Below are 16948 nucleotides of genomic sequence, written 5' to 3'. Positions count from 1 at the left end.
CTAACCGTCGCTATTGGCCTGTGGCCTGTACCAAGGTCGACGTGGCGTTGCTGCGCGAGATCCGCGACCAGCTGTGGGCCGAAGCGATGTTTTGCTTTGAGGCCGGCGACCTCTGGTGGGTAACACGAGAGGAAGCGCCGATGTTCAGCGAGGAACAGGACGAACGCTTTGTGGTGGACGAATGGGAAACGCCCATCCTGACCTGGCTCGAAGAGTCGCAGATCGGCGAGACCACCACCGGCAGTGAGGTGATGAGCCAGGCGCTCAAGCTCGATCCCGGTCATTGGGGCAAACCCGAGCAGATGCGCGTGGGTGCGATTCTGCATCGACTGGGCTGGAGACGGTTTCGTTTGGGCGCTTTGAGCAAGAGTGGCCAGCGGCCATGGGCGTACAAGAAACCAGAGGGTTGGGGCAGGGCGCCTGCGCTGGAACAACCTGCGTTTGAGGAGCCTTGCTTCGATGATTAAAGCGATCGATATGGCCCTCAAGCAATGGGCGCAGGAGCTGCATAGCGATGAGGTGGCTGCCGGTTACTCGGGTGGCAACATGGTCGCCATGATGATGGAGAGCGGTGGTCAGCTCGTACGCGGCAGGCGCTGGAGCAGAGTGCCGCTGGAAGCCTCACTGGACATCGAGCGCATCGTGAAGAAACGCCTCGATCCCGAGTTGATGTCGGTGGTCCAGGTGCATTACTTCCAGCCAGACGCGCCCTTGACTGCGCGTCTGGCCGAGAGTGGCTGCACACGCAACCTTTATTACCAGCGTCTGCATGACGCTCACATCGTGGTCGAGCACTTCCTCCTGGGGGAAGCGGCTTGATCGTGGGCATTACTCTGGCTCACGCCGTCCCACCGGCCTGCCTCCGTCCCACCGCTTTTTGCGGTGATGGGACGGGCGCAGGCCCCGTCGTTGTTGGGCTGTCCCACCGTCCTACCTTTTTCATGTCTCCCGCCCGTGTATGCGTAGCGGGCATCAATGCGCGTGTTCACGCGCACGCGTGTTTTTAAATATTCTCTCTATACACGAGAAAAGAGAGATAAAAGTAGGACGGTGGGGCAAAGCCCCAATCTACGGGGCTTTCAGACGTCCCACCTTGTTTTGGAGAGGTGGGACGCATGGGACGCCAGAAAATCAAAAGACAGCCGGGATAGATATTCACCGACATTCGCCAGCCGTTCACCGGGCGTCACCCACACATTCACCGGATGGCATTAAAACGGTCTTGCTGCCACCAGAATCGAGCTGTAAAAAGGGGCCATCTTCGATGGGTGCGACCGCAAAGCGCGGCAGGCCGCCCACCATCTGACCCGGCCATTGCGCCGGGTCTTTTTGTTTAAGGGGCAGGGCAATGACGAACGAGCAACAGGCACTGGCAGAGATGCCGATCTGGTTAGTGATTGCCCTGTCATTGGTGGGCGGTGTGTCCGGCGAGATGTGGCGCGCTTACAAGGATGGGGCACGAGGCTGGGCATTACTGCGCCGCCTCGCACTTCGGTCCGGTGCCTGCATCGTCTGCGGCGTGTCAGCGATGATGTTGTTGTTCGGCGCGGGCCTGTCGATCTGGACAGCGGGTGCGCTGGGTTGCCTGACCGCGATGGCCGGCGCGGATGTCGCCATCGGCTTGTACGAGCACTGGGTGGCCAAGCGCCTGGACCTGAACGAGGCCGAGCCGAAGGCATGAGCCGGGCAGGCCGGGTAGGGCGCCGATTTTTACGGGTCCTCCCTGAGGGCCGCCCCCTACACGGGTTATCGAACTCGCGTAATCTCTCTAGTTGAAAACTTTGCAGGGATGTCCGTCTTTTCAATGGGATGGGGGCAGGGCATGGCACCAAGATGCCGGCTCGACCGACCGGGCCGGGCAGAAACCCGCCGGGGACCCTGAGGACTTTCGAAGGGGACGGGGTCGGAAACCCGCGGGAGCGTGTTAGTGGGAGGCCCCCCAGCTTACTGAAATTTCAATCATTGAAAACTTGAAAGGATTCATTGAAAAGCCGTTGAAAAGGAGGGCTTATGAACGCAGTTGCCTACCGCTCCAAACGCCTTCGCCGCGCACATCGGCCGGCCACCAAGCTACATAACATGACTCAAAGAAAACGGCAGGTTGGTCCTATCTCCCAATGGCAAGCAAGTCGATGTGCTGGCCACTGAAGCGTTGATCCGCGATACCGCCTATCCAAGCAAGGCTGCCGTCGCTGCTCGATACCAACAGGATCGGCTTCAGCGTGATGTGTACAGTCACGTCGTAGCCCAATCTGAGCCGACTAACATGGCTGCGCAGCCGCCCTTTGTAGCCGATGTGAAGTGGAAAGATAGCTTAGGTCAAACGAACTGACGGCAGATGCCTCGGATGGCTTTGCTGTTGTTTTTCGGAAGTTGATCTTGAAGTTAGAAATCAGGCGCTCGGTCAACCAAATCAGTTCGACATTTAGCTGGGCTTCTCGCTACAAATGTCAGCTCGACTGAATAAGGTTGAGATATCCATAGGTGTAGATTCTTAGCAAGCTTGCAAAGTTGTAAGCATGGCGGCCAGTATCGGCTTGGATGGCACCGCCAATACAAGATTGACCAAGCCGAGTTCGTCGAAAAGACAGACTACGCGCACGAGGTTTGTATCGCTGACATTCTGGTGTCGAATTTTCGATGCGGTGCACAGGTTTCTTTTATTTTAGAACGAAGAATTGGTCGCTCGGAAAAGTCCTACACCTCGCTGGGAATTTTCCTACATTCAGTGCGCACACGAGTAACTACTATATGCGAAGTGTTAGATGTGTTTTATTACTAATCAAAAAATCCGTATATGCGTCTGTTCAGGATTTTTTGTTTTTTACGTTTGTCATTATTGTATTTAGGTGTATCTAAAGGATGCAGTGTGGGTGTGTATATTTGCGGGTGATAAGTTGCCGTTTTTTCTTGTTGTGACTCTTGACTTGGTAGGATCTCGTGTGGGAAGTTGTTATTGCGCACCTTGATAGGTTTTTAACTTTTGGTATGCGCTAATAATAAATAATGGAGATTGCAATCATGTGTTCAGCACCCGTTGGTAACGTTGGCAACAGTAGTTCGGATGCGGCTCTCGATAAAATGACTGCTGCGTTTGATCAGGCTATAGAAAAGTCTGCCAAAGTAACTGAAATCACTACAGAGAAAAAATCTGATCTCGATGCTGCTAAACAGCGTCCACAGAACTGATTGGCGGCGGGGCTGTGCGCATGCGTAGCCCCGCCGTTTAATGAGCGTGGTGTTTCTTGTTTGATTAAGCTGGATCTTTTTGATTGACAGTTTGTAGTGTGTTGGTTTTCTGATGATTAATTAGTCATTGAGATGGTCTCGCTGTGTTCTCGAATAAAAAAATAATAAAGGCGCAGTTGGAAATCCTCTCAGGCTTGCACGCAGGCGTCACCGTTGTATTTGACAAGGCGAATCTGAGCCTTGGTTCGGAACCGACCTGTGACATTGTTCTGCGGGATCCACGGCTTGAGTCGCATCATTTAAATATAGGCCTCCAGTTTCCTTATGTCATGGTGAAGGCGTATGCGGGCGGTATTACTGTCGATGATATAAATGTTCCCGAGGGAACCGGGCTTCGTAGTTTGTTGCCATTAAAATTAACTGTAAATGGTGTTTCTCTGAGGATGACAGCTCGTGCGTCAGCCTCGGCAGTTTCTAGGCTCGATATTTTTTCTGTTGCACTTAAAAAGTATCGGGTCGGCCTGATATCGATTGGAGTAGTGCTGGCACTGAGTCTGAGTCTGCGTGGGTTGTTGGTGGAGGCGGATACTATTGAGGTCGCACCTGCTGGTGTTCAGCGAAGTGTCGAAAAAGGCACTAACAATGTGAAGTTGCCGCCGGCATTGAATGCATTGCGAGCCAAACTGGCTGAGCTCCAATTGACGCCTCTGCATATTGAAGGGCAGGGCACGTATTTACGTGTCAGTGGCGCACTGACAAGTGAACAACGAACTCGCTGGGAACAGGCATTGCAATGGTTTGATCGTACTTACGGAACTACTCATGTTCTTGAAAACGCAGTAACGATCCAGATTGAACCAGCAGCACCGCGAGTGAAAATTCAAGCGGTCTGGCAGGGAGTAGCCCCGTATGTGATTGGCGAGCACGGTGAACGCCTGTACCCAGGGGCTGCGATGAGCGATGGATGGATTCTATTGCGCATCGAGAAGACCCAATTGGTTCTGAAACGTAACGCCACTGAGTATGTGTTCACCCTATGAATGACTCCGGGCGCCTCCTTCTAACTCCTGCAATGGGCTGTCTATGAAAGTCGATTTACTGAATAGACAACTGAAGTCCGATTCGTCCCTTGCCGAGTCTGTGTTCGGCGTCTCATTGAAGAGGGCTGTCCCGTCGAGCGTTAAACCCGCAGCGGAGAAAGCCAATACCAAAACTGACAGCGGTGCCCCGTCAGCAGTCAACCGGCAGCAGTCGCTTGGGCAATTGTGCTCATTGGTGAACGGCGAGGCGGTTTCGTTCAGTCGTCAACGTTCCACTGAAATTCTTCAGCATTTGATCAACACGCATGTGTCGCGACTGACGCCTGATGCCCGGACGTCAGCGCTGTCATTGCTGCAGACCGAACTTGAGCAACTGCAAGTGGCCGGTAGCGCGAAGTCGATGCAAATGGACGACATCAATTACGTCGCGGATCTCGATTAATGATGACGCAGATGGATCTCGACTCGGTCAAGTGGCTGCATATGCATGCTCGACGTTATGCGCGCAGTGGTCAGCATCAGCACGCGCTGGTTTACGGGTTGATGGCCAATCAGATAGCTCCGCAAAACGTCGAGATATTGCTGACTCTTGCTCGCTTGTTTGACATGAATGGAGACGGTTCTCGGGCACTCAAGGCGATTGAGCACCTGGCAGTTCTACAAGGTCTGACGCCGCCTCTGCTGCTGCTCAAAAGCCGAATTTTGTGGAATCTCGGCCAAAGGGACCAGGCGCGACAAGTTTTTGGTGACTGTCTGGCTCTGCAAGGAAAGGAGCGTTCATGATGATCCTCCCGGCCCTGAATCGATTGGCTTACTGCGCTGCACGTCGCGGTGATGTGGTGATTGCAGCTTTTATGCTGTTGGCCGTTGTGATGATGATCATTCCATTGCCGACATTGCTGGTGGATGCATTAATCGGGATAAACATCGCATTCAGTTTGCTGATTCTGGTGGTCGCGTTTTATGTATCCCACTCTGTGGATTTCTCGGCTTTGCCGCCGATCATTCTACTGAGCACGCTGTTCCGTCTGTCCTTGTCGATCACTACCACCCGCTTGATTTTGCTGGATGGCGACGCCGGTCAAATCGTGCAGGCATTCGGCGAGTTCGTCATTGCCGGTGAAGTGGTCATTGGCCTGGTGGTGTTCCTGATCATCACAGTGGCGCAGTTTCTGGTCATCACCAAGGGTGCGGAGCGGGTGGCCGAGGTGGCCGCGCGTTTCTCACTCGATGCAATGCCAGGCAAACAGATGAGTATCGACAACGACATGCGCAACGGCGATCTCGATCCTGTGCAAGCGCGGATGCGTCGCTCACGCCTGGAGCGCGAGAGTCAGTTATACGGTGCGATGGATGGGGCGATGAAATTCGTCAAAGGTGATGCGATTGCCAGCCTGGTCATCCTCTTCGTCAACCTATTCGGCGGGTTGATGATTGGCATGGTACGGCGGGACATGGCATTTGCGGATGCCGTGCATACCTATTCACTTCTGTCAGTGGGCGATGGTCTGATCGCCCAGATACCGGCACTGCTGATTGCGCTGGCCGCGGGCATCGTCGTGACGCGTGTTGCGTCGAGCGAAGAACGAGATCTCGGCACTGAAATAATTGGTCAACTCAGTTCTAACGCCCAGGCGTTGGCACTGACAGCCGGTGTTCTGCTCGCCATTTCTTTCATACCGGGTTTCCCCGCCCCAGTGTTCATTTTCATTGCGACGCTGCTTGGCGGTTCAGCGTGGCTAATCAACCGTCGCAGTGAAACTGCGCGCCAGACGCAGACACCGGAACACCTTTGCACCGAGCCAGACCCTCTGTCACAGGCAGCGCAGTGGCCTCAGGACAGTACGCGTGTACTCCTGCGGATCAGCGATGACATCGCTGCTCATCTGAGTCCTGGCGAAATGATTCCGTTACTGGAAAAAACGCGAAACGCGTTGGCATCTACATTTGGCATCGAATTACCCAGTGTTGGTATTCGAGTCGATCGCCAGTTGCCTGCCGAACACTTCGCCATTGATCTGGAGGCGGTTCCGGTCACTCGTGGCCGTTTGCCTGTCGGCTATTTACTGGTGCATGACGACCCAGTGCATCTGGAGTTGCTGGGTCTTGAAACGGTTCGCGGCATGCCACTAGTGCGCCAGGAAACGCTATGGGTCGACGAGCAGCACCGCACTAGGCTCGAAGAAGCAAGGGTAGAAATCAGAACCCTTGATCAGGTGCTGGCCGCGCACCTGCAACAGACGCTCGGTCGCCACGCGAGTGCCTTTCTAGGCATTCAGGAGGCACGTCAACTGCTGACCCGAATGGAGGCCGAGTATCCGGAACTGGTCAAGGAAACTTTGCGCGTCACCACATTGCAGAAGCTGGCAGAGATCCTTCGGCGGTTGCTTGATGAAGGCTTGCCTCTTGTTAACTTGCGGGCCTTGTTGGAAGTGTTTGTAGAGCATGGCGCTCGTGATCTGGAACTGCATGTTTTAAGCGAGCACGTGCGCTCTGCCATTGCACCGCAAATCTGCCATCAATATGCCGACGATCAGCACGTGATATGCGCCTGTGTCGTGTCCCCACCTCTGGAAGATGCCATCAGGCATGCACTGCGGCGAACCGATTCCGGGCGCACTGAAAGTTTGCCTCAGTGGTTGGTTGAGGCTGTGGTGGACCCGCTGCGCAAACAGTTTGAAATCTGTTCGGACGACCTGTCACTGGTGGTCATGTCTTCGGCCGATTTACGCCGCTACTTGCGCCAACTGCTGATGAGAAATGAACTGGATGTGCCGGTCCTCGCTTACCAGGATCTGACCCTCGATTTCAGCCTCCAATCGGTGCTGTCACTCAATCTGCCCAATGGGCGTGCGCAAGCACCAGTCCCGGCGCAGTCCTCTCTTACGGAAGTGACGCCATGATGACTTTCGCCTTCGGCCAACCTGGCACTACCTCCTCAAGTCGTGGCATTGATACGCGTGCCTTGCGGGTCTTGCAGTGGGGCACGGCAGTTCTATTTTTGGCAAGTTGTTGGGCGGCCCAAGGGGCGACATCCGTTGATCCGGCCAGCCATGAAATTCTCGAGGTGGTGGAGAGCCAGGGACGCATTCTGCGTTTCGAACAACCCGTAGAGTCGTTGCTCGTGGCTGACGTGGGGGTCGCGGATATTCGTGTGGTGTCGCCGGGCGTAGCCTATGTCTATGGCAAGGTCAGTGGCGAAACCAATTTGATTGCCCTGGACGCCGATCAAGCCACTGAGTTTTCTGTGCGTCTGCGTGTCATACCGGCAGCCCAGCAAGCGGTTTCGGTCGGTCATGCAGGGGCGCACCCCAGCATCAAACCCGTTGGCAAGCAATTGCTGGCGAGTGGCGAGACCGGCAATGTAGAGACCGCTGTTGAGCTTGCATCTTTACTTCGCAGCAGTGCGCAACCGGGTATTCCCGCGCTAAATACCAGTACCTACGCCGGTTCTGCACAGATCAACCTGCGTGTGCGTTTTGCCGAGGTGTCGCGCGACCAGTTATTACAGTACGGCGTCAACTGGAGCGCTTTATTCAACAACGGCTCGTTTTCTTTTGGTTTGATCTCCGCCGGAAGTGTCCCGGGCGCCAACCTGATATCGGCGGGCCTGCATTCAAACAGCGCGAATATTGATGTTCTGCTCGACGTATTGCAGAGCAACGGATTGCTGGAGATTCTCGCCGAGCCGAACATCACGGCCGTCAGTGGCCAGACTGCGAATTTTCTGGCCGGTGGGGAAATTCCAGTGCCAGTACCCGTCAGCAATGATTTGGTCGGTGTCGAGTACAAACAATTCGGGGTGTCGCTGCAGTTCACGCCGACGTTATTGCCGAACAAGCGGATTGCGCTGCAGGTGCGACCCGAGGTCAGCAGCCTGGTGACCAACAGTACGGTCAACGTTTCCGGTTTTTCTTTGCCAACATTTCTGGTGCGCCGTGCAGATACCCGTGTCGAAGTCGGTAGCGGGCAAACATTTGCCATTGCCGGACTTTTCCAGCGCAGCAATTCCAGCAGCCTGAATCAACTGCCGCTGCTAGGTGACATCCCGGTATTAGGCAATCTCTTCAAGTCCAAGCGTTTTCAGCGTAACGAAACCGAGCTGGTCATTCTGATCACTCCCTATTTAGTCGAACCCGTATCGGCTAGACATCTGGCAACCCCATTGGATTCTCGAACCACCAATCCGGCTGGGGATTTTCCCGACTACCGCCATCATGGTGGTGAGGAGTTCGGCTTTTATGTGGATTGATCAAATGCCGCGTCAAGCAAGGTTATTGCTCCTGGCGAGTCTGGTCCTGTCGGGGTGCTCGACCCACCTGGAAACGCCGTTTTATTCCCCTGACTACTTGCCCGGTGAGGGTAATGATTCTGCGTTGGCAAATCTACCCAAAGCCTGTCTGGGAGTGGCTGTGCAGGGCACTGAACAGATCCTGCCGCAAGGTTGCGCCAACAATCTGAATTTGCAACGCATGGTTGAAAGCGCTTCGGATTTGCACAGGGGGCAAGACATTGGCCCAACGTTGTCTGCGCCGGTCGCACGCGCGGCCGAGCGCTACATACAAGGAAATGAGGCGCGCCCGTTGTCCTCCTCAAGTAATCGGGAGGCATCAGCGGATGAACTGCACATTGCGCAATAAACGGATGCCGCAGGGACGTCGAACGGAGACTGGATCGATCTCTTTGACGCTGCCCACGCAAACCGCATCGAGAAACATCCTGCGCCGGCATCTAGGCATCGTATTTGTCTGCCTCTCAATCAGTGCCTGCACCCATACATCCACGGCATCGCTCGAACAGCAAAGAGTCATGCATCTGGCCAGAGAAGTTGAGCGGCAGGGTGATGCGGTTTCGGCACGCGCGTTGTTCGAACGTGCTGCGGTGCTGTCCGATGAGGCACCGGCGACGATGCTCGAATTGGGGCGCGTGCGCCTGACTACCGGTGACCTTAAAGGCGCCGAGTCCGCGTTTCAGTCGGTGTTGGTGCATCAGCCCGACTCCAAACCTGCGTTGCTCGGTCTGGGCACTGTGCAATTGTATGCCGGTGACTTCAAGCGAGCTGAAGGCACATTGGCCATGGCTGCTCACAAACTGCGTAGCGTGGTTGCATATAACCGCTGGGGCGGTGCAGCGGCCATGGCGGGGCGATCCGAGGTAGCCGTAGATGCATTTACTGCCGCGTTGGCGCTGGAGCCTGACAACCTGGAATTGCGCAGCAACCTGGCAATGGCGTTGGGCCTGACTGGCCAGTTGAAAGCCGCGCTGGATCAGATCGCGCGTGTCGTTGCTGCGCCGGAGGCCGGCGCAAAGCACCTGCGGCGTCAGGCACTGATCCTGATCCTCGCCGGAGATGCGCGGGGTGCCGCCGTCAGCCTGGGAGACATGCCTGTCTTCAAACGGCGTGAACTCATTGCCCAGGCGCGTGCCATCAAAGCGCTCCAGACCTCGCAAAGGCGCGCTGTGGCTATCGGCCTGGTTACTCCGGGGGAGGGCGAATGAGGCCTCTTCAATCACCGCGTTCCACGCTGGTCTGCGCATCGCTGCTGCTGGTTACGCAGTGGGCGATTGCTTCAGTCGATGACTGGCAAGTCGCGCCCTATCCATACCTGGTCATTGATCAGGATGTGCGCGGTGTGCTCAACGAGTTTGGACGCAATCTCGATATCCCCGTTGTGCTTTCGGGGACCGTGAAAGGCCGGGTTCGTGGCCGCGTCGTTGAAGACAACGCCCGAGAATTTCTTGCACGGGTTACCACTGCCAATGGCTTGACCTGGTACTACGACAGCCACGCGCTTTACATCGACTCCGAACAGGACATGGGCAGTCAGAGTTTTGATACCCACGCGCTTGATCGCCGCAGCATTGAACGCCTGCTGGATGGATTGAAGATCGTCGGGCAACGCATCTCTGTGCAACTCAACCCGCAGCAAAACGTGGTTACCGTTTCCGGCCCGCCTGGTTACCGGGCGCTGGTTGAACAGCTTTTAGCGTCTTTACGACCTTTGCCTGCAGTCACCGAGCAAGGGGTCAGAGTGTTTCGCGGGGGCAGTGAAACCGTAAGGGTTACTGGCACCCGCTCCTGAGCATCAACCACCGCCTGCGGGCAAACACACCTGGAGTACGCATATGTCCATCAATGCAATTGATCCGAGCGCCATCAATGAGTCGCCTGCTGGCCGTGATGAACAACAGTTCGACGCTGCCCTCGACGGCGCTTCCGGGCTCAGCGACGCCGAGTTCACCGACCAGTTAATCAGTGGGGCCGTTACCGTCGCAGGGCAGATGATCATCATGCCGAGGGCCAATGAAATGTTGAACGAAGCCATGTCGGACGAGTAACTGCGAGGGACTTCCTGAGTTTTTTGCGTCATTCACTTAAAAAGGACAACAGCATGATGCCCAGCCTTTCAGCCGGATTACCGGTCGCGCCAACGGTCACGACCGAAGCGTTAGCCGCTCAGGCGTCGCAGAACCTTTTCGAGCACATGGCGCAGATTTCTCAGGGAGTCACTCATGGTGCAAGTCCTGCCCAGGTGGGCGTGGACGTCATGCAAAACCTTGACGGTTTTCTGAGTCGTGTGCAGCAGTTTGCTGATCGTGCCGGCACCTTGTCGTCGCCTTCACAACCCAGCAAACCCCAAAGCTTGAGCAGCATATCGCCCGCCGGCGGCAACGTCTCGTCCGGACCTGCTTCAAGTGCCTCACTGGAGATGACGATCAAATCCTTGAGCCTGATGTTCGATCACTCAATCGAAACCCAATTGGTCGTGCGCGGTGCCACTCAGGTATCCGGCGCGGCAAATACGTTGTTGAAGGGCCAGTAGCCGCATGAGTTTCCTCTCTACGTTGTTCGGCAATCCGTTAAGGCCTTTGCTCAAATCCGTTTGCACGCGCCCGATCGCACGACTGCTGTTGCTCACGTTGATATGCGGTTTGCTGCAGGCCTGCAAAGTCGAGCTCTATACCAATCTCAGCGAACATGACGCCAACACGATGGTTGCCGCGTTGTTACATAAAGGCATAGCAGCGAATCGGGTGGTGCAAAAAGATGGCCGTTCGACCGTCAACGTCGCTGAAGATCGCTTCGCCCAGGCCGTCAGCACGCTCGATGAGATCGGGTTGCCGCGCCCGGAGTTCGCCAACCTGGGCCAGGTTTTCAAAAGCAACGGCCTCGTGTCGTCCGCGGTTCAGGAACGCGCGCAAATGATTTATGCCCTCAGCGAAGAGCTGGCGCATACCGTCTCGCAGATTGACGGCGTTCTGACTGCAAGGGTCCATGTGGTGCTGCCTGACAACGATCTGCTCAAGCGCAATATTGCACCCGCGTCGGCTTCAGTTTTTGTGCGCTACGAAGCCGGGCTGGATATCAATTCGTTAATCCCGCAAATCAAGACACTTGTGGCCAAGGGCATCTCGGGCCTTTCCTACGAGGGTGTTTCAGTGATTCCTGTCAGGGCTGAAAAGCGTGTGCCGAGCGACTCCAGTGCACCGGTTGGCTCCTTTCTCGGCATGTTGATGTTCGAAAGCAGTCTTGGCCTGGCCTACCTGTTGTTTGGCACTTTACTGCTGACCGTTGTGGGGTTGGTGGCAGCATTGGCATGGCTACTTCATCGAAATCGCCAGCCCCGTGCGTTTGTCCTGGATACGGCGCCATGACCCCAGATACTGCGCGTAACTTTCATGATCGCACTTGGGCTGATTTTATCGAGCAGCCGGTGAGTTTCGTCCATCCGGCAAACCTGGCTGCGTGTTTTGAAGGCAGTGGATTGGAGTCGCAGGATTTTTATCTGATGGCTCGAGAACCGCGGTTCCATGAGCGCTTGAGACGTATGCTCGAGCGGCGGTTTGATATTTGTCTGCCCCTCGATTTGTCTGTGCCCTCAGACGTCGGCGGCGCCGAAGCGCCGTTGCTGAATCTCGATGATCTGGCCCGTGAGTGCGGTGCGATCTACTGGTCCGAAGCCTTCATTCAGGAGGTCAGGGCTTCGGCTGTCCGTGCGCAGTCGGAGCGATTCGGCGAGCATCTGCAAACCTTGGCGCTGGTGCATCACGACCTTGCTGGCAATGAACCTGTCCCTGCCGATCTGGATGCACTTGAGCTAGCTGTCGACGAGGCAGGTGGAGCCTGCGTTCAGGCCTGGTTGGCAGAGCAACCGAAATCCGTGATGGCATGGTTGAAACTGATGGTCAGCCCGGCTCGCATCTGTTCGGCGCCAAGACTCGAGATAAGCGAGTTGGGCCCGAGCATCATGCGTCGCGTCCTCGCCAGCCGGACCCTTCGTGATCACTTGGCGGAGGCGACATGAGTTCATTACCCAAGCAACCAGAAACGATCATTTTGAGCGCTTCACAAGCGTCTGCCTGGATGGATGGGTATGACTTTCTGGATCGTGCCCGAGAACAAGCAGCACAAATGCTTGCCAATTCGGCTCAGCAGATCGCTGATGCCAATGCAAAAGGTTTTGCCGAAGGGCGCGAAGCCGGAGCAATCGAAGCCGCGCAGTTACTGCTTGATACCCATCGGCAAGTCGAACATTACATCGATGGGCTGCAGGCTCAGCTCGGCGAGCTGGCGCTTACGATTGCCGAGCAGTGCGTGGGCAATCTCGAGGACACCGAATTGCTCTGGCGTCTGACTCAAAAGGCGCTGATCGACTGGCGTGATGGGCAGAGGCTGACACTGCGTGTCGCTCCGTCGCAATTGGAACCCGTCGAGCGCATGCTCAAACTGAACCCGATACGCTCTGATCTTTGTTTGGCGGTCAGCGGCGACCCGCAATTGCAGTCGCGCCAATGCGTATTGTCCAGCGCGACGGTGTCAGTGGACTTGGGGCTGGACACGCAGTTGCTCAATTTGCGTCGCGCGCTGACGGCGAATGACTTGCAGGAGTGTCCGTGAACGGGATGCGAGCAAGCCATCAGGTCAAGCTTGAAGCGATTGTGCCAAGTTTGATGGCCCTGGCACGTTTGGCGCGGCCGCGGCTGCTGCGTGGCAAGGTGCGGTGCATTCGCGGCACCATGGTCTACGCCAGCTTGCCCGTGGCGTGTATCGGAGAACTCTGCCAGTTATACGACCCGGTGACCCACCGAGCGATTTTTGCGCAAGTGATCGGCTTTTCGAATGAAGAGGCCATTCTCACGCCCATCGGTGAACTCGATGGAATGTCGACTCGCTGTGAAGTGATTCCCAGCGGGCAACCACTCAGCATAAAAATGGGCGCGCATTTGCTCGGCCGGGTTATCAGCCCTTTGGGCGCAACCCTGAATGTTGCGCGCAGCGAATCGCCATCACCTTTTTCTAAAACCGAGCTGCCGATACAGCTCTATCCGGTTCATGCCGACCCGCCGGGGGCGTTTACCCGGCAATTGATTAAGGCGCCGCTGCAATTAGGGATACGCGCAATCGACGGCCTGTTGACCATTGCGCGTGGGCAGCGTGTTGGACTCTTTGGTGGGCCTGGCGTTGGCAAGTCGTCGTTGCTTGCAAGCATCATCCGTGGAACCAATGCACAGGTGATCGTCCTCGGATTGATCGGCGAGCGTGGGCGCGAGGTTCGTGAACTTCTTGACGTGCAACTGGATGCCGTCGCGCGCTCAAGAACGGTAGCGGTTGTGGCGACATCCGACCGTCCAGCCATGGAACGTGTGACCGCCGCTCATGTTGCCACCTCCGTTGCGGAGTATTTTCGGGATCAGGGGATGGACGTGTTGCTGCTGATGGACAGCGTCACGCGTTTCGCCCGAGCTCAGCGAGAAGTGGGATTGGCGGCCGGTGAACCGCCGACCCGTCGCGGTTTTCCACCTTCATTCTTTGCTGCACTGCCACGTTTGCTGGAGCGCGCCGGGCCTGGTGCAAATGGCACGATCACGGCTTTGTACACCGTGTTGACCGAGGGTGATGCGAGCCTTGACCCAGTTGCCGAAGAAGTGACGTCGATTCTCGACGGACATATCGTTCTCAGCCCTGAATTGGCTCAGCGCAATCATTTTCCCGCCATTGATGTGCTGCGTAGCCGCAGTCGTTTGGCTGACAGCGTCAACTCACCTGCTCAAATCCACGCCGGCGCGCTGATTCGTAAATCGCTGGCGCTTTATGCGGATGTTGAATTGCTGTTGCGCGTGGGCGAGTACGAGGCAGGAAGCGACAGTGATATCGACGCCGCGATCGCCCGACAACCTGCCATTCAGGCGTTTTTACAGCAGTCGTCGAAAGAGCACGTAGCGCTATCGGAAACGTTGCGGCGGATGCAGGGGTTGATCTCATGATTTGCGCCTCCAAGGACATGACGCTGCTGTTGGCTTTACGCAAGCTTCGCCAACGCAAGGCCGCAGCGGCGCTGGCACACCAGAAAAAACATTGCCTGAAGCTTAAACAACACGCCGCAGCCTTGGACGCAGCGCGCCACGGTGAGCGACAACGATTTCTGGCTGCCGAGGCGCATGCATGGCAGCAGATGTTATGCACCGTGGCTAATACTCACGGCTTGCAGGATGCGCAGCTTCGGCTGACCGAAAGTCTGGCGACGCTTGATGCTCTGGCGCGTAGACAGCGGATTAACGAGATTCAGCAAGTCCAGGCGTTGGCCAGGCTTAAACCGCTGCAACAAGCGCTGCACCAGCAACAAACCCGATACGAAGCGCTTTCGTCGTTGGTAGAACTACAGGTCGCCAAGGCAAGCCGTCATGCCGAATGGTTGTTTGAAGAACACGCGCAAGATCAGTCGGTGGGGGAACGCGTATGAGCCGGGCTCACGCATCATCTGCTGACATTGATTTGAGCTGGCGCTCCGAGCTTGCGGCACTTTCGACACGGGCGGCGATGCTGCACAACCAGTTCGCGCAACCGCGAGAGGCGGTGGCTATTGAACTGCTTGGAGAGGCGGTCAAAGTGCGGATTTCCGGGATGGGCCGAGCGGCTGACGACGCCTTGCGCTTACCTTTTTCACTGGCGGGTCGAGGAGGGTGTCTGAGCCTTTCTCCCAGCCTGTTGAAACGTCTGGTACCTAATGGACCTGTCTCACAGTACCTCGAACTCTCTGGTTTGGCCCAGCGTTGCCTGGTGTTCGAGCACTTGATGCTTGAGAACCTGGTGAAGGCTGAACGCGCGCTAGCGTTGTCGGTTTCCTTCACTGCGTCACCCACCAACGTTGCCGGTGTGGAGCGTATGAGTCTGTTGGTGACACTCGACTTTGAGGCTGACAGCAAGCCTCTTTATGCCTGGTTGGAACTGGATCTCGATTGCGCCTCGCAGCTACATCGGTTGCTCACTCAGCACGCTGCGCTCAAGCCGAGGACATTGGACTCATTTCCCATGGCGATTTCGCTGCAGGCAGGGTGGCAGCATTTAACAGTTGAAGAACTGCAGAACCTGCAAATCACCGACGTATTGATGCTGGACCATCCCAGCAGCGGCGTTCGGGTTGTCGTCCAGGACTGCCTGTGGGCATTGGCTGAAGCTGACGAATACAACCTGCACCTGACCACTCATTTAAAGCCCGTTTTCTCGTTCAAGGAGCCTTACATGGTGCCCGTTGACAGTGCTGCACCCGAATCTGTTGTGACCAGGCTCGAGCAGGCGAGCGTTTGTGTTGTCTGCGAAATCGCAAGCCTGGAACTCTCTCTGGGGCTGGTGCGAACCCTTGGCGAAGGGAGTGTCTTGAGTGTGTCCGAGTCGCCGGATGTGACGGTTGTCATCCGTGCGAACGGCAAAGTTTTCGGTCAGGGTGAGCTGGTCAAGCTGGGTGAGGGCCTGGGTGTACGGCTGACGAGTCTTGACTGCCATGAGTGAATATCAACCCAACCTGATTGAAATCATCATTGTCGTGTCGACCATCGGGCTGGTGCCGTTGGCCGTGGTCACCATGACCGGCTTCCTGAAGATTTCGGTCGTGCTGTTTTTGATTCGAAACGCGCTTGGCGTCCAGCAGACACCGCCCAATCTGGTGCTTTACGGCATTGCATTGATCCTGACGGTGTATGTCACCGCGCCTCTGGTGGGCGAAATGGCATATCAGCTGGAAACACGGCCACCGCGTTTGCAGAGTGTCGAACAGATCATGGAGACCGCCGAAGTTCTGCGGGGGCCGTTGCAAGCGCATCTGAAACGTTACGCAAATGAAAGTGAACGCGCGTTTTTCCTCCAGGCCACGGAAAGTGTCTGGTCGGAGGCCGCGCGGTCGGACCTGCGTGACGATGATCTTGTGGTATTGATCCCGGCCTTTGTCAGCTCCGAACTGACCCGGGCGTTTGAGATCGGATTCCTTTTGTACATCCCGTTTCTGGTGATTGACCTGATCGTGTCCAATGTCCTGATGGCCATGGGAATGATGATGGTCTCGCCGACGCTGATTTCCATTCCTTTGAAGATCTTCCTGTTCGTCGCGGTCAGTGGCTGGTCGCGCCTAATGCACGGCTTGATCATGAGCTATGGGACCTGACGCATGGGCCAGGATGTTTTTCTTACCCTGATGAATGACGCGTTAATGCTGGTGCTGCTGTTGTCTGCGCCTGCATTGATTGTTGCGATTGTCGTGGGATTTGGCGTCGGTCTGATTCAGGCGTTGACGCAGATCCAGGATCAGACGCTTCCTCAGGCGGTCAAGTTGGTTGCAGTTCTGCTGGTGCTGATGATTGTCGGGCCGCTGCTGGCTAATCAGGTCGGCAACCTTGCCGGTCAGGTGCTCGACAACTTTGCAGCGTGGACACGCTGATGGCGGGCT

At 56.1% G+C, this 16948-nt stretch carries 21 protein-coding genes and 3 pseudogenes; 23 read left to right on the top strand and 1 reads right to left on the bottom strand.

Annotated features, from left to right (window positions below; genetic code table 11):
* Positions 1–2: 2 nt before the first annotated feature.
* The 4 genes and pseudogenes from AB4P92_RS02555 to AB4P92_RS02540 form a co-directional block, all read left to right on the top strand.
* A pseudogene (locus AB4P92_RS02555) lies at positions 3–467 on the top strand (VapE domain-containing protein); the annotation flags it as partial.
* The gene (locus tag AB4P92_RS02550) at positions 460–819 is read left to right on the top strand and encodes a hypothetical protein (protein WP_261735273.1); all 360 of its coding nucleotides are present in this window, start codon (positions 460–462) and stop codon (positions 817–819) included. The pseudogene AB4P92_RS02555 and the gene AB4P92_RS02550, both read left to right, overlap by 8 nt.
* A gap of 529 nt (positions 820–1348) precedes the next feature.
* The gene (locus AB4P92_RS02545) at positions 1349–1681 is read left to right on the top strand and encodes a phage holin family protein (protein ID WP_261735274.1); all 333 of its coding nucleotides are present in this window, start codon (positions 1349–1351) and stop codon (positions 1679–1681) included.
* A gap of 339 nt (positions 1682–2020) precedes the next feature.
* A pseudogene (locus AB4P92_RS02540) lies at positions 2021–2284 on the top strand (terminase small subunit); the annotation flags it as partial.
* Positions 2285–2322: 38 nt separating this feature from the next.
* Here the strand turns inward: AB4P92_RS02540 and AB4P92_RS02535 are convergent.
* Positions 2323–2620: pseudogene (locus tag AB4P92_RS02535) on the bottom strand (IS5/IS1182 family transposase); the annotation flags it as partial.
* Positions 2621–3021: 401 nt separating this feature from the next.
* Here AB4P92_RS02535 and AB4P92_RS02530 point away from each other — a divergent pair.
* The 19 genes from AB4P92_RS02530 to sctS all read left to right on the top strand — a co-directional run bounded on the left by AB4P92_RS02530 (position 3022) and on the right by sctS (position 16939).
* Complete coding sequence (locus tag AB4P92_RS02530) at positions 3022–3189, top strand: hypothetical protein (RefSeq protein WP_261735275.1); 168 nt, start codon at positions 3022–3024, stop codon at positions 3187–3189.
* 143 nt (positions 3190–3332) lie between these two features.
* Complete coding sequence (locus AB4P92_RS02525; protein WP_261735276.1) at positions 3333–4229, top strand: FHA domain-containing protein; 897 nt, start codon at positions 3333–3335, stop codon at positions 4227–4229.
* A gap of 43 nt (positions 4230–4272) precedes the next feature.
* Entirely contained in the window at positions 4273–4671 is a 399-nt protein-coding gene (locus AB4P92_RS02520; RefSeq protein WP_395598797.1) for a hypothetical protein, read from the top strand.
* Entirely contained in the window at positions 4671–5012 is a 342-nt protein-coding gene (locus AB4P92_RS02515) for a tetratricopeptide repeat protein (RefSeq protein WP_395598796.1), read from the top strand. Before AB4P92_RS02520 ends, AB4P92_RS02515 begins: the two co-directional genes overlap by 1 nt.
* On the top strand, positions 5009–7132 hold the full coding sequence (sctV, locus tag AB4P92_RS02510) for a type III secretion system export apparatus subunit SctV (protein WP_395598795.1): 2124 nt from the start codon (positions 5009–5011) through the stop codon (positions 7130–7132). Before AB4P92_RS02515 ends, sctV begins: the two co-directional genes overlap by 4 nt.
* Positions 7132–8481 (top strand): pilus assembly protein N-terminal domain-containing protein, encoded by a 1350-nt coding sequence (locus tag AB4P92_RS02505; RefSeq protein WP_390896362.1) that lies wholly within the window; start codon positions 7132–7134, stop codon positions 8479–8481. The genes sctV and AB4P92_RS02505 overlap by 1 nt, the downstream gene beginning before the upstream one ends.
* Entirely contained in the window at positions 8471–8869 is a 399-nt protein-coding gene (locus tag AB4P92_RS02500) for a hypothetical protein (protein ID WP_261735281.1), read from the top strand. Before AB4P92_RS02505 ends, AB4P92_RS02500 begins: the two co-directional genes overlap by 11 nt.
* A 169-nt stretch (positions 8870–9038) precedes the next feature.
* A complete protein-coding gene (locus AB4P92_RS02495; protein WP_395598794.1) occupies positions 9039–9728 on the top strand; it encodes a tetratricopeptide repeat protein in 690 nt (229 codons plus the stop codon).
* On the top strand, positions 9725–10312 hold the full coding sequence (locus tag AB4P92_RS02490) for a secretin N-terminal domain-containing protein (RefSeq protein WP_261735283.1): 588 nt from the start codon (positions 9725–9727) through the stop codon (positions 10310–10312). The genes AB4P92_RS02495 and AB4P92_RS02490 overlap by 4 nt, the downstream gene beginning before the upstream one ends.
* A 43-nt stretch (positions 10313–10355) precedes the next feature.
* A complete protein-coding gene (locus AB4P92_RS02485) occupies positions 10356–10568 on the top strand; it encodes a hypothetical protein (RefSeq protein WP_261735284.1) in 213 nt (70 codons plus the stop codon).
* A gap of 53 nt (positions 10569–10621) precedes the next feature.
* On the top strand, positions 10622–11053 hold the full coding sequence (locus AB4P92_RS02480; protein ID WP_261735285.1) for a hypothetical protein: 432 nt from the start codon (positions 10622–10624) through the stop codon (positions 11051–11053).
* 22 nt (positions 11054–11075) lie between these two features.
* The gene (sctJ, locus tag AB4P92_RS02475; RefSeq protein WP_395598793.1) at positions 11076–11885 is read left to right on the top strand and encodes a type III secretion system inner membrane ring lipoprotein SctJ; all 810 of its coding nucleotides are present in this window, start codon (positions 11076–11078) and stop codon (positions 11883–11885) included.
* Positions 11882–12535: a hypothetical protein gene (locus AB4P92_RS02470; RefSeq protein WP_261735287.1), complete on the top strand. Its 654-nt coding sequence runs from the start codon at positions 11882–11884 to the stop codon at positions 12533–12535. Before sctJ ends, AB4P92_RS02470 begins: the two co-directional genes overlap by 4 nt.
* Positions 12532–13128 (top strand): FliH/SctL family protein, encoded by a 597-nt coding sequence (locus AB4P92_RS02465; RefSeq protein WP_261735288.1) that lies wholly within the window; start codon positions 12532–12534, stop codon positions 13126–13128. Before AB4P92_RS02470 ends, AB4P92_RS02465 begins: the two co-directional genes overlap by 4 nt.
* Positions 13129–13133: 5 nt before the next feature.
* Entirely contained in the window at positions 13134–14495 is a 1362-nt protein-coding gene (locus tag AB4P92_RS02460; protein WP_390896363.1) for a FliI/YscN family ATPase, read from the top strand.
* 17 nt (positions 14496–14512) lie between these two features.
* Positions 14513–14971 (top strand): hypothetical protein, encoded by a 459-nt coding sequence (locus tag AB4P92_RS02455; protein ID WP_261735289.1) that lies wholly within the window; start codon positions 14513–14515, stop codon positions 14969–14971.
* Positions 14968–16017: a FliM/FliN family flagellar motor switch protein gene (locus AB4P92_RS02450; protein ID WP_395598792.1), complete on the top strand. Its 1050-nt coding sequence runs from the start codon at positions 14968–14970 to the stop codon at positions 16015–16017. The genes AB4P92_RS02455 and AB4P92_RS02450 overlap by 4 nt, the downstream gene beginning before the upstream one ends.
* Positions 16010–16666 carry a type III secretion system export apparatus subunit SctR gene (gene sctR, locus AB4P92_RS02445; protein WP_395598791.1) on the top strand — a complete coding sequence of 219 codons (657 nt, stop codon included), beginning with the start codon at positions 16010–16012 and terminating at the stop codon, positions 16664–16666. Before AB4P92_RS02450 ends, sctR begins: the two co-directional genes overlap by 8 nt.
* 3 nt (positions 16667–16669) lie before the next feature.
* Positions 16670–16939: a type III secretion system export apparatus subunit SctS gene (gene sctS / locus AB4P92_RS02440; RefSeq protein ID WP_261735292.1), complete on the top strand. Its 270-nt coding sequence runs from the start codon at positions 16670–16672 to the stop codon at positions 16937–16939.
* Positions 16940–16948 lie beyond the last annotated feature (9 nt).

This window comes from Pseudomonas sp. A0308, assembly GCF_044218815.1.
In the GTDB taxonomy this organism is placed as follows: domain Bacteria; phylum Pseudomonadota; class Gammaproteobacteria; order Pseudomonadales; family Pseudomonadaceae; genus Aquipseudomonas; species Aquipseudomonas iridis.
The sequence above is the reverse complement of the archived record's forward strand: the minus strand, read 5'-3'. Positions and strand labels throughout refer to the sequence as shown.

What these genes read in the sequence shown, in the direction of transcription:
- AB4P92_RS02550 (WP_261735273.1), top strand. Translation starts at nt 460, where the DNA reads ATGATTAAAGCGATCGATATGGCCCTCAAGCAATGGGCGCAGGAGCTG.
- AB4P92_RS02545 (WP_261735274.1), top strand. Translation starts at nt 1,349, where the DNA reads ATGACGAACGAGCAACAGGCACTGGCAGAGATGCCGATCTGGTTAGTG.
- AB4P92_RS02530 (WP_261735275.1), top strand. Translation starts at nt 3,022, where the DNA reads ATGTGTTCAGCACCCGTTGGTAACGTTGGCAACAGTAGTTCGGATGCG.
- AB4P92_RS02520 (WP_395598797.1), top strand. Translation starts at nt 4,273, where the DNA reads ATGAAAGTCGATTTACTGAATAGACAACTGAAGTCCGATTCGTCCCTT.
- AB4P92_RS02515 (WP_395598796.1), top strand. Translation starts at nt 4,671, where the DNA reads ATGATGACGCAGATGGATCTCGACTCGGTCAAGTGGCTGCATATGCAT.
- sctV (WP_395598795.1), top strand. Translation starts at nt 5,009, where the DNA reads ATGATGATCCTCCCGGCCCTGAATCGATTGGCTTACTGCGCTGCACGT.
- AB4P92_RS02505 (WP_390896362.1), top strand. Translation starts at nt 7,132, where the DNA reads ATGACTTTCGCCTTCGGCCAACCTGGCACTACCTCCTCAAGTCGTGGC.
- AB4P92_RS02500 (WP_261735281.1), top strand. Translation starts at nt 8,471, where the DNA reads ATGTGGATTGATCAAATGCCGCGTCAAGCAAGGTTATTGCTCCTGGCG.
- AB4P92_RS02495 (WP_395598794.1), top strand. Translation starts at nt 9,039, where the DNA reads ATGCATCTGGCCAGAGAAGTTGAGCGGCAGGGTGATGCGGTTTCGGCA.
- AB4P92_RS02490 (WP_261735283.1), top strand. Translation starts at nt 9,725, where the DNA reads ATGAGGCCTCTTCAATCACCGCGTTCCACGCTGGTCTGCGCATCGCTG.
- AB4P92_RS02485 (WP_261735284.1), top strand. Translation starts at nt 10,356, where the DNA reads ATGTCCATCAATGCAATTGATCCGAGCGCCATCAATGAGTCGCCTGCT.
- AB4P92_RS02480 (WP_261735285.1), top strand. Translation starts at nt 10,622, where the DNA reads ATGATGCCCAGCCTTTCAGCCGGATTACCGGTCGCGCCAACGGTCACG.
- AB4P92_RS02470 (WP_261735287.1), top strand. Translation starts at nt 11,882, where the DNA reads ATGACCCCAGATACTGCGCGTAACTTTCATGATCGCACTTGGGCTGAT.
- AB4P92_RS02465 (WP_261735288.1), top strand. Translation starts at nt 12,532, where the DNA reads ATGAGTTCATTACCCAAGCAACCAGAAACGATCATTTTGAGCGCTTCA.
- AB4P92_RS02460 (WP_390896363.1), top strand. Translation starts at nt 13,134, where the DNA reads ATGCGAGCAAGCCATCAGGTCAAGCTTGAAGCGATTGTGCCAAGTTTG.
- AB4P92_RS02455 (WP_261735289.1), top strand. Translation starts at nt 14,513, where the DNA reads ATGACGCTGCTGTTGGCTTTACGCAAGCTTCGCCAACGCAAGGCCGCA.
- AB4P92_RS02450 (WP_395598792.1), top strand. Translation starts at nt 14,968, where the DNA reads ATGAGCCGGGCTCACGCATCATCTGCTGACATTGATTTGAGCTGGCGC.
- sctR (WP_395598791.1), top strand. Translation starts at nt 16,010, where the DNA reads ATGAGTGAATATCAACCCAACCTGATTGAAATCATCATTGTCGTGTCG.
- sctS (WP_261735292.1), top strand. Translation starts at nt 16,670, where the DNA reads ATGGGCCAGGATGTTTTTCTTACCCTGATGAATGACGCGTTAATGCTG.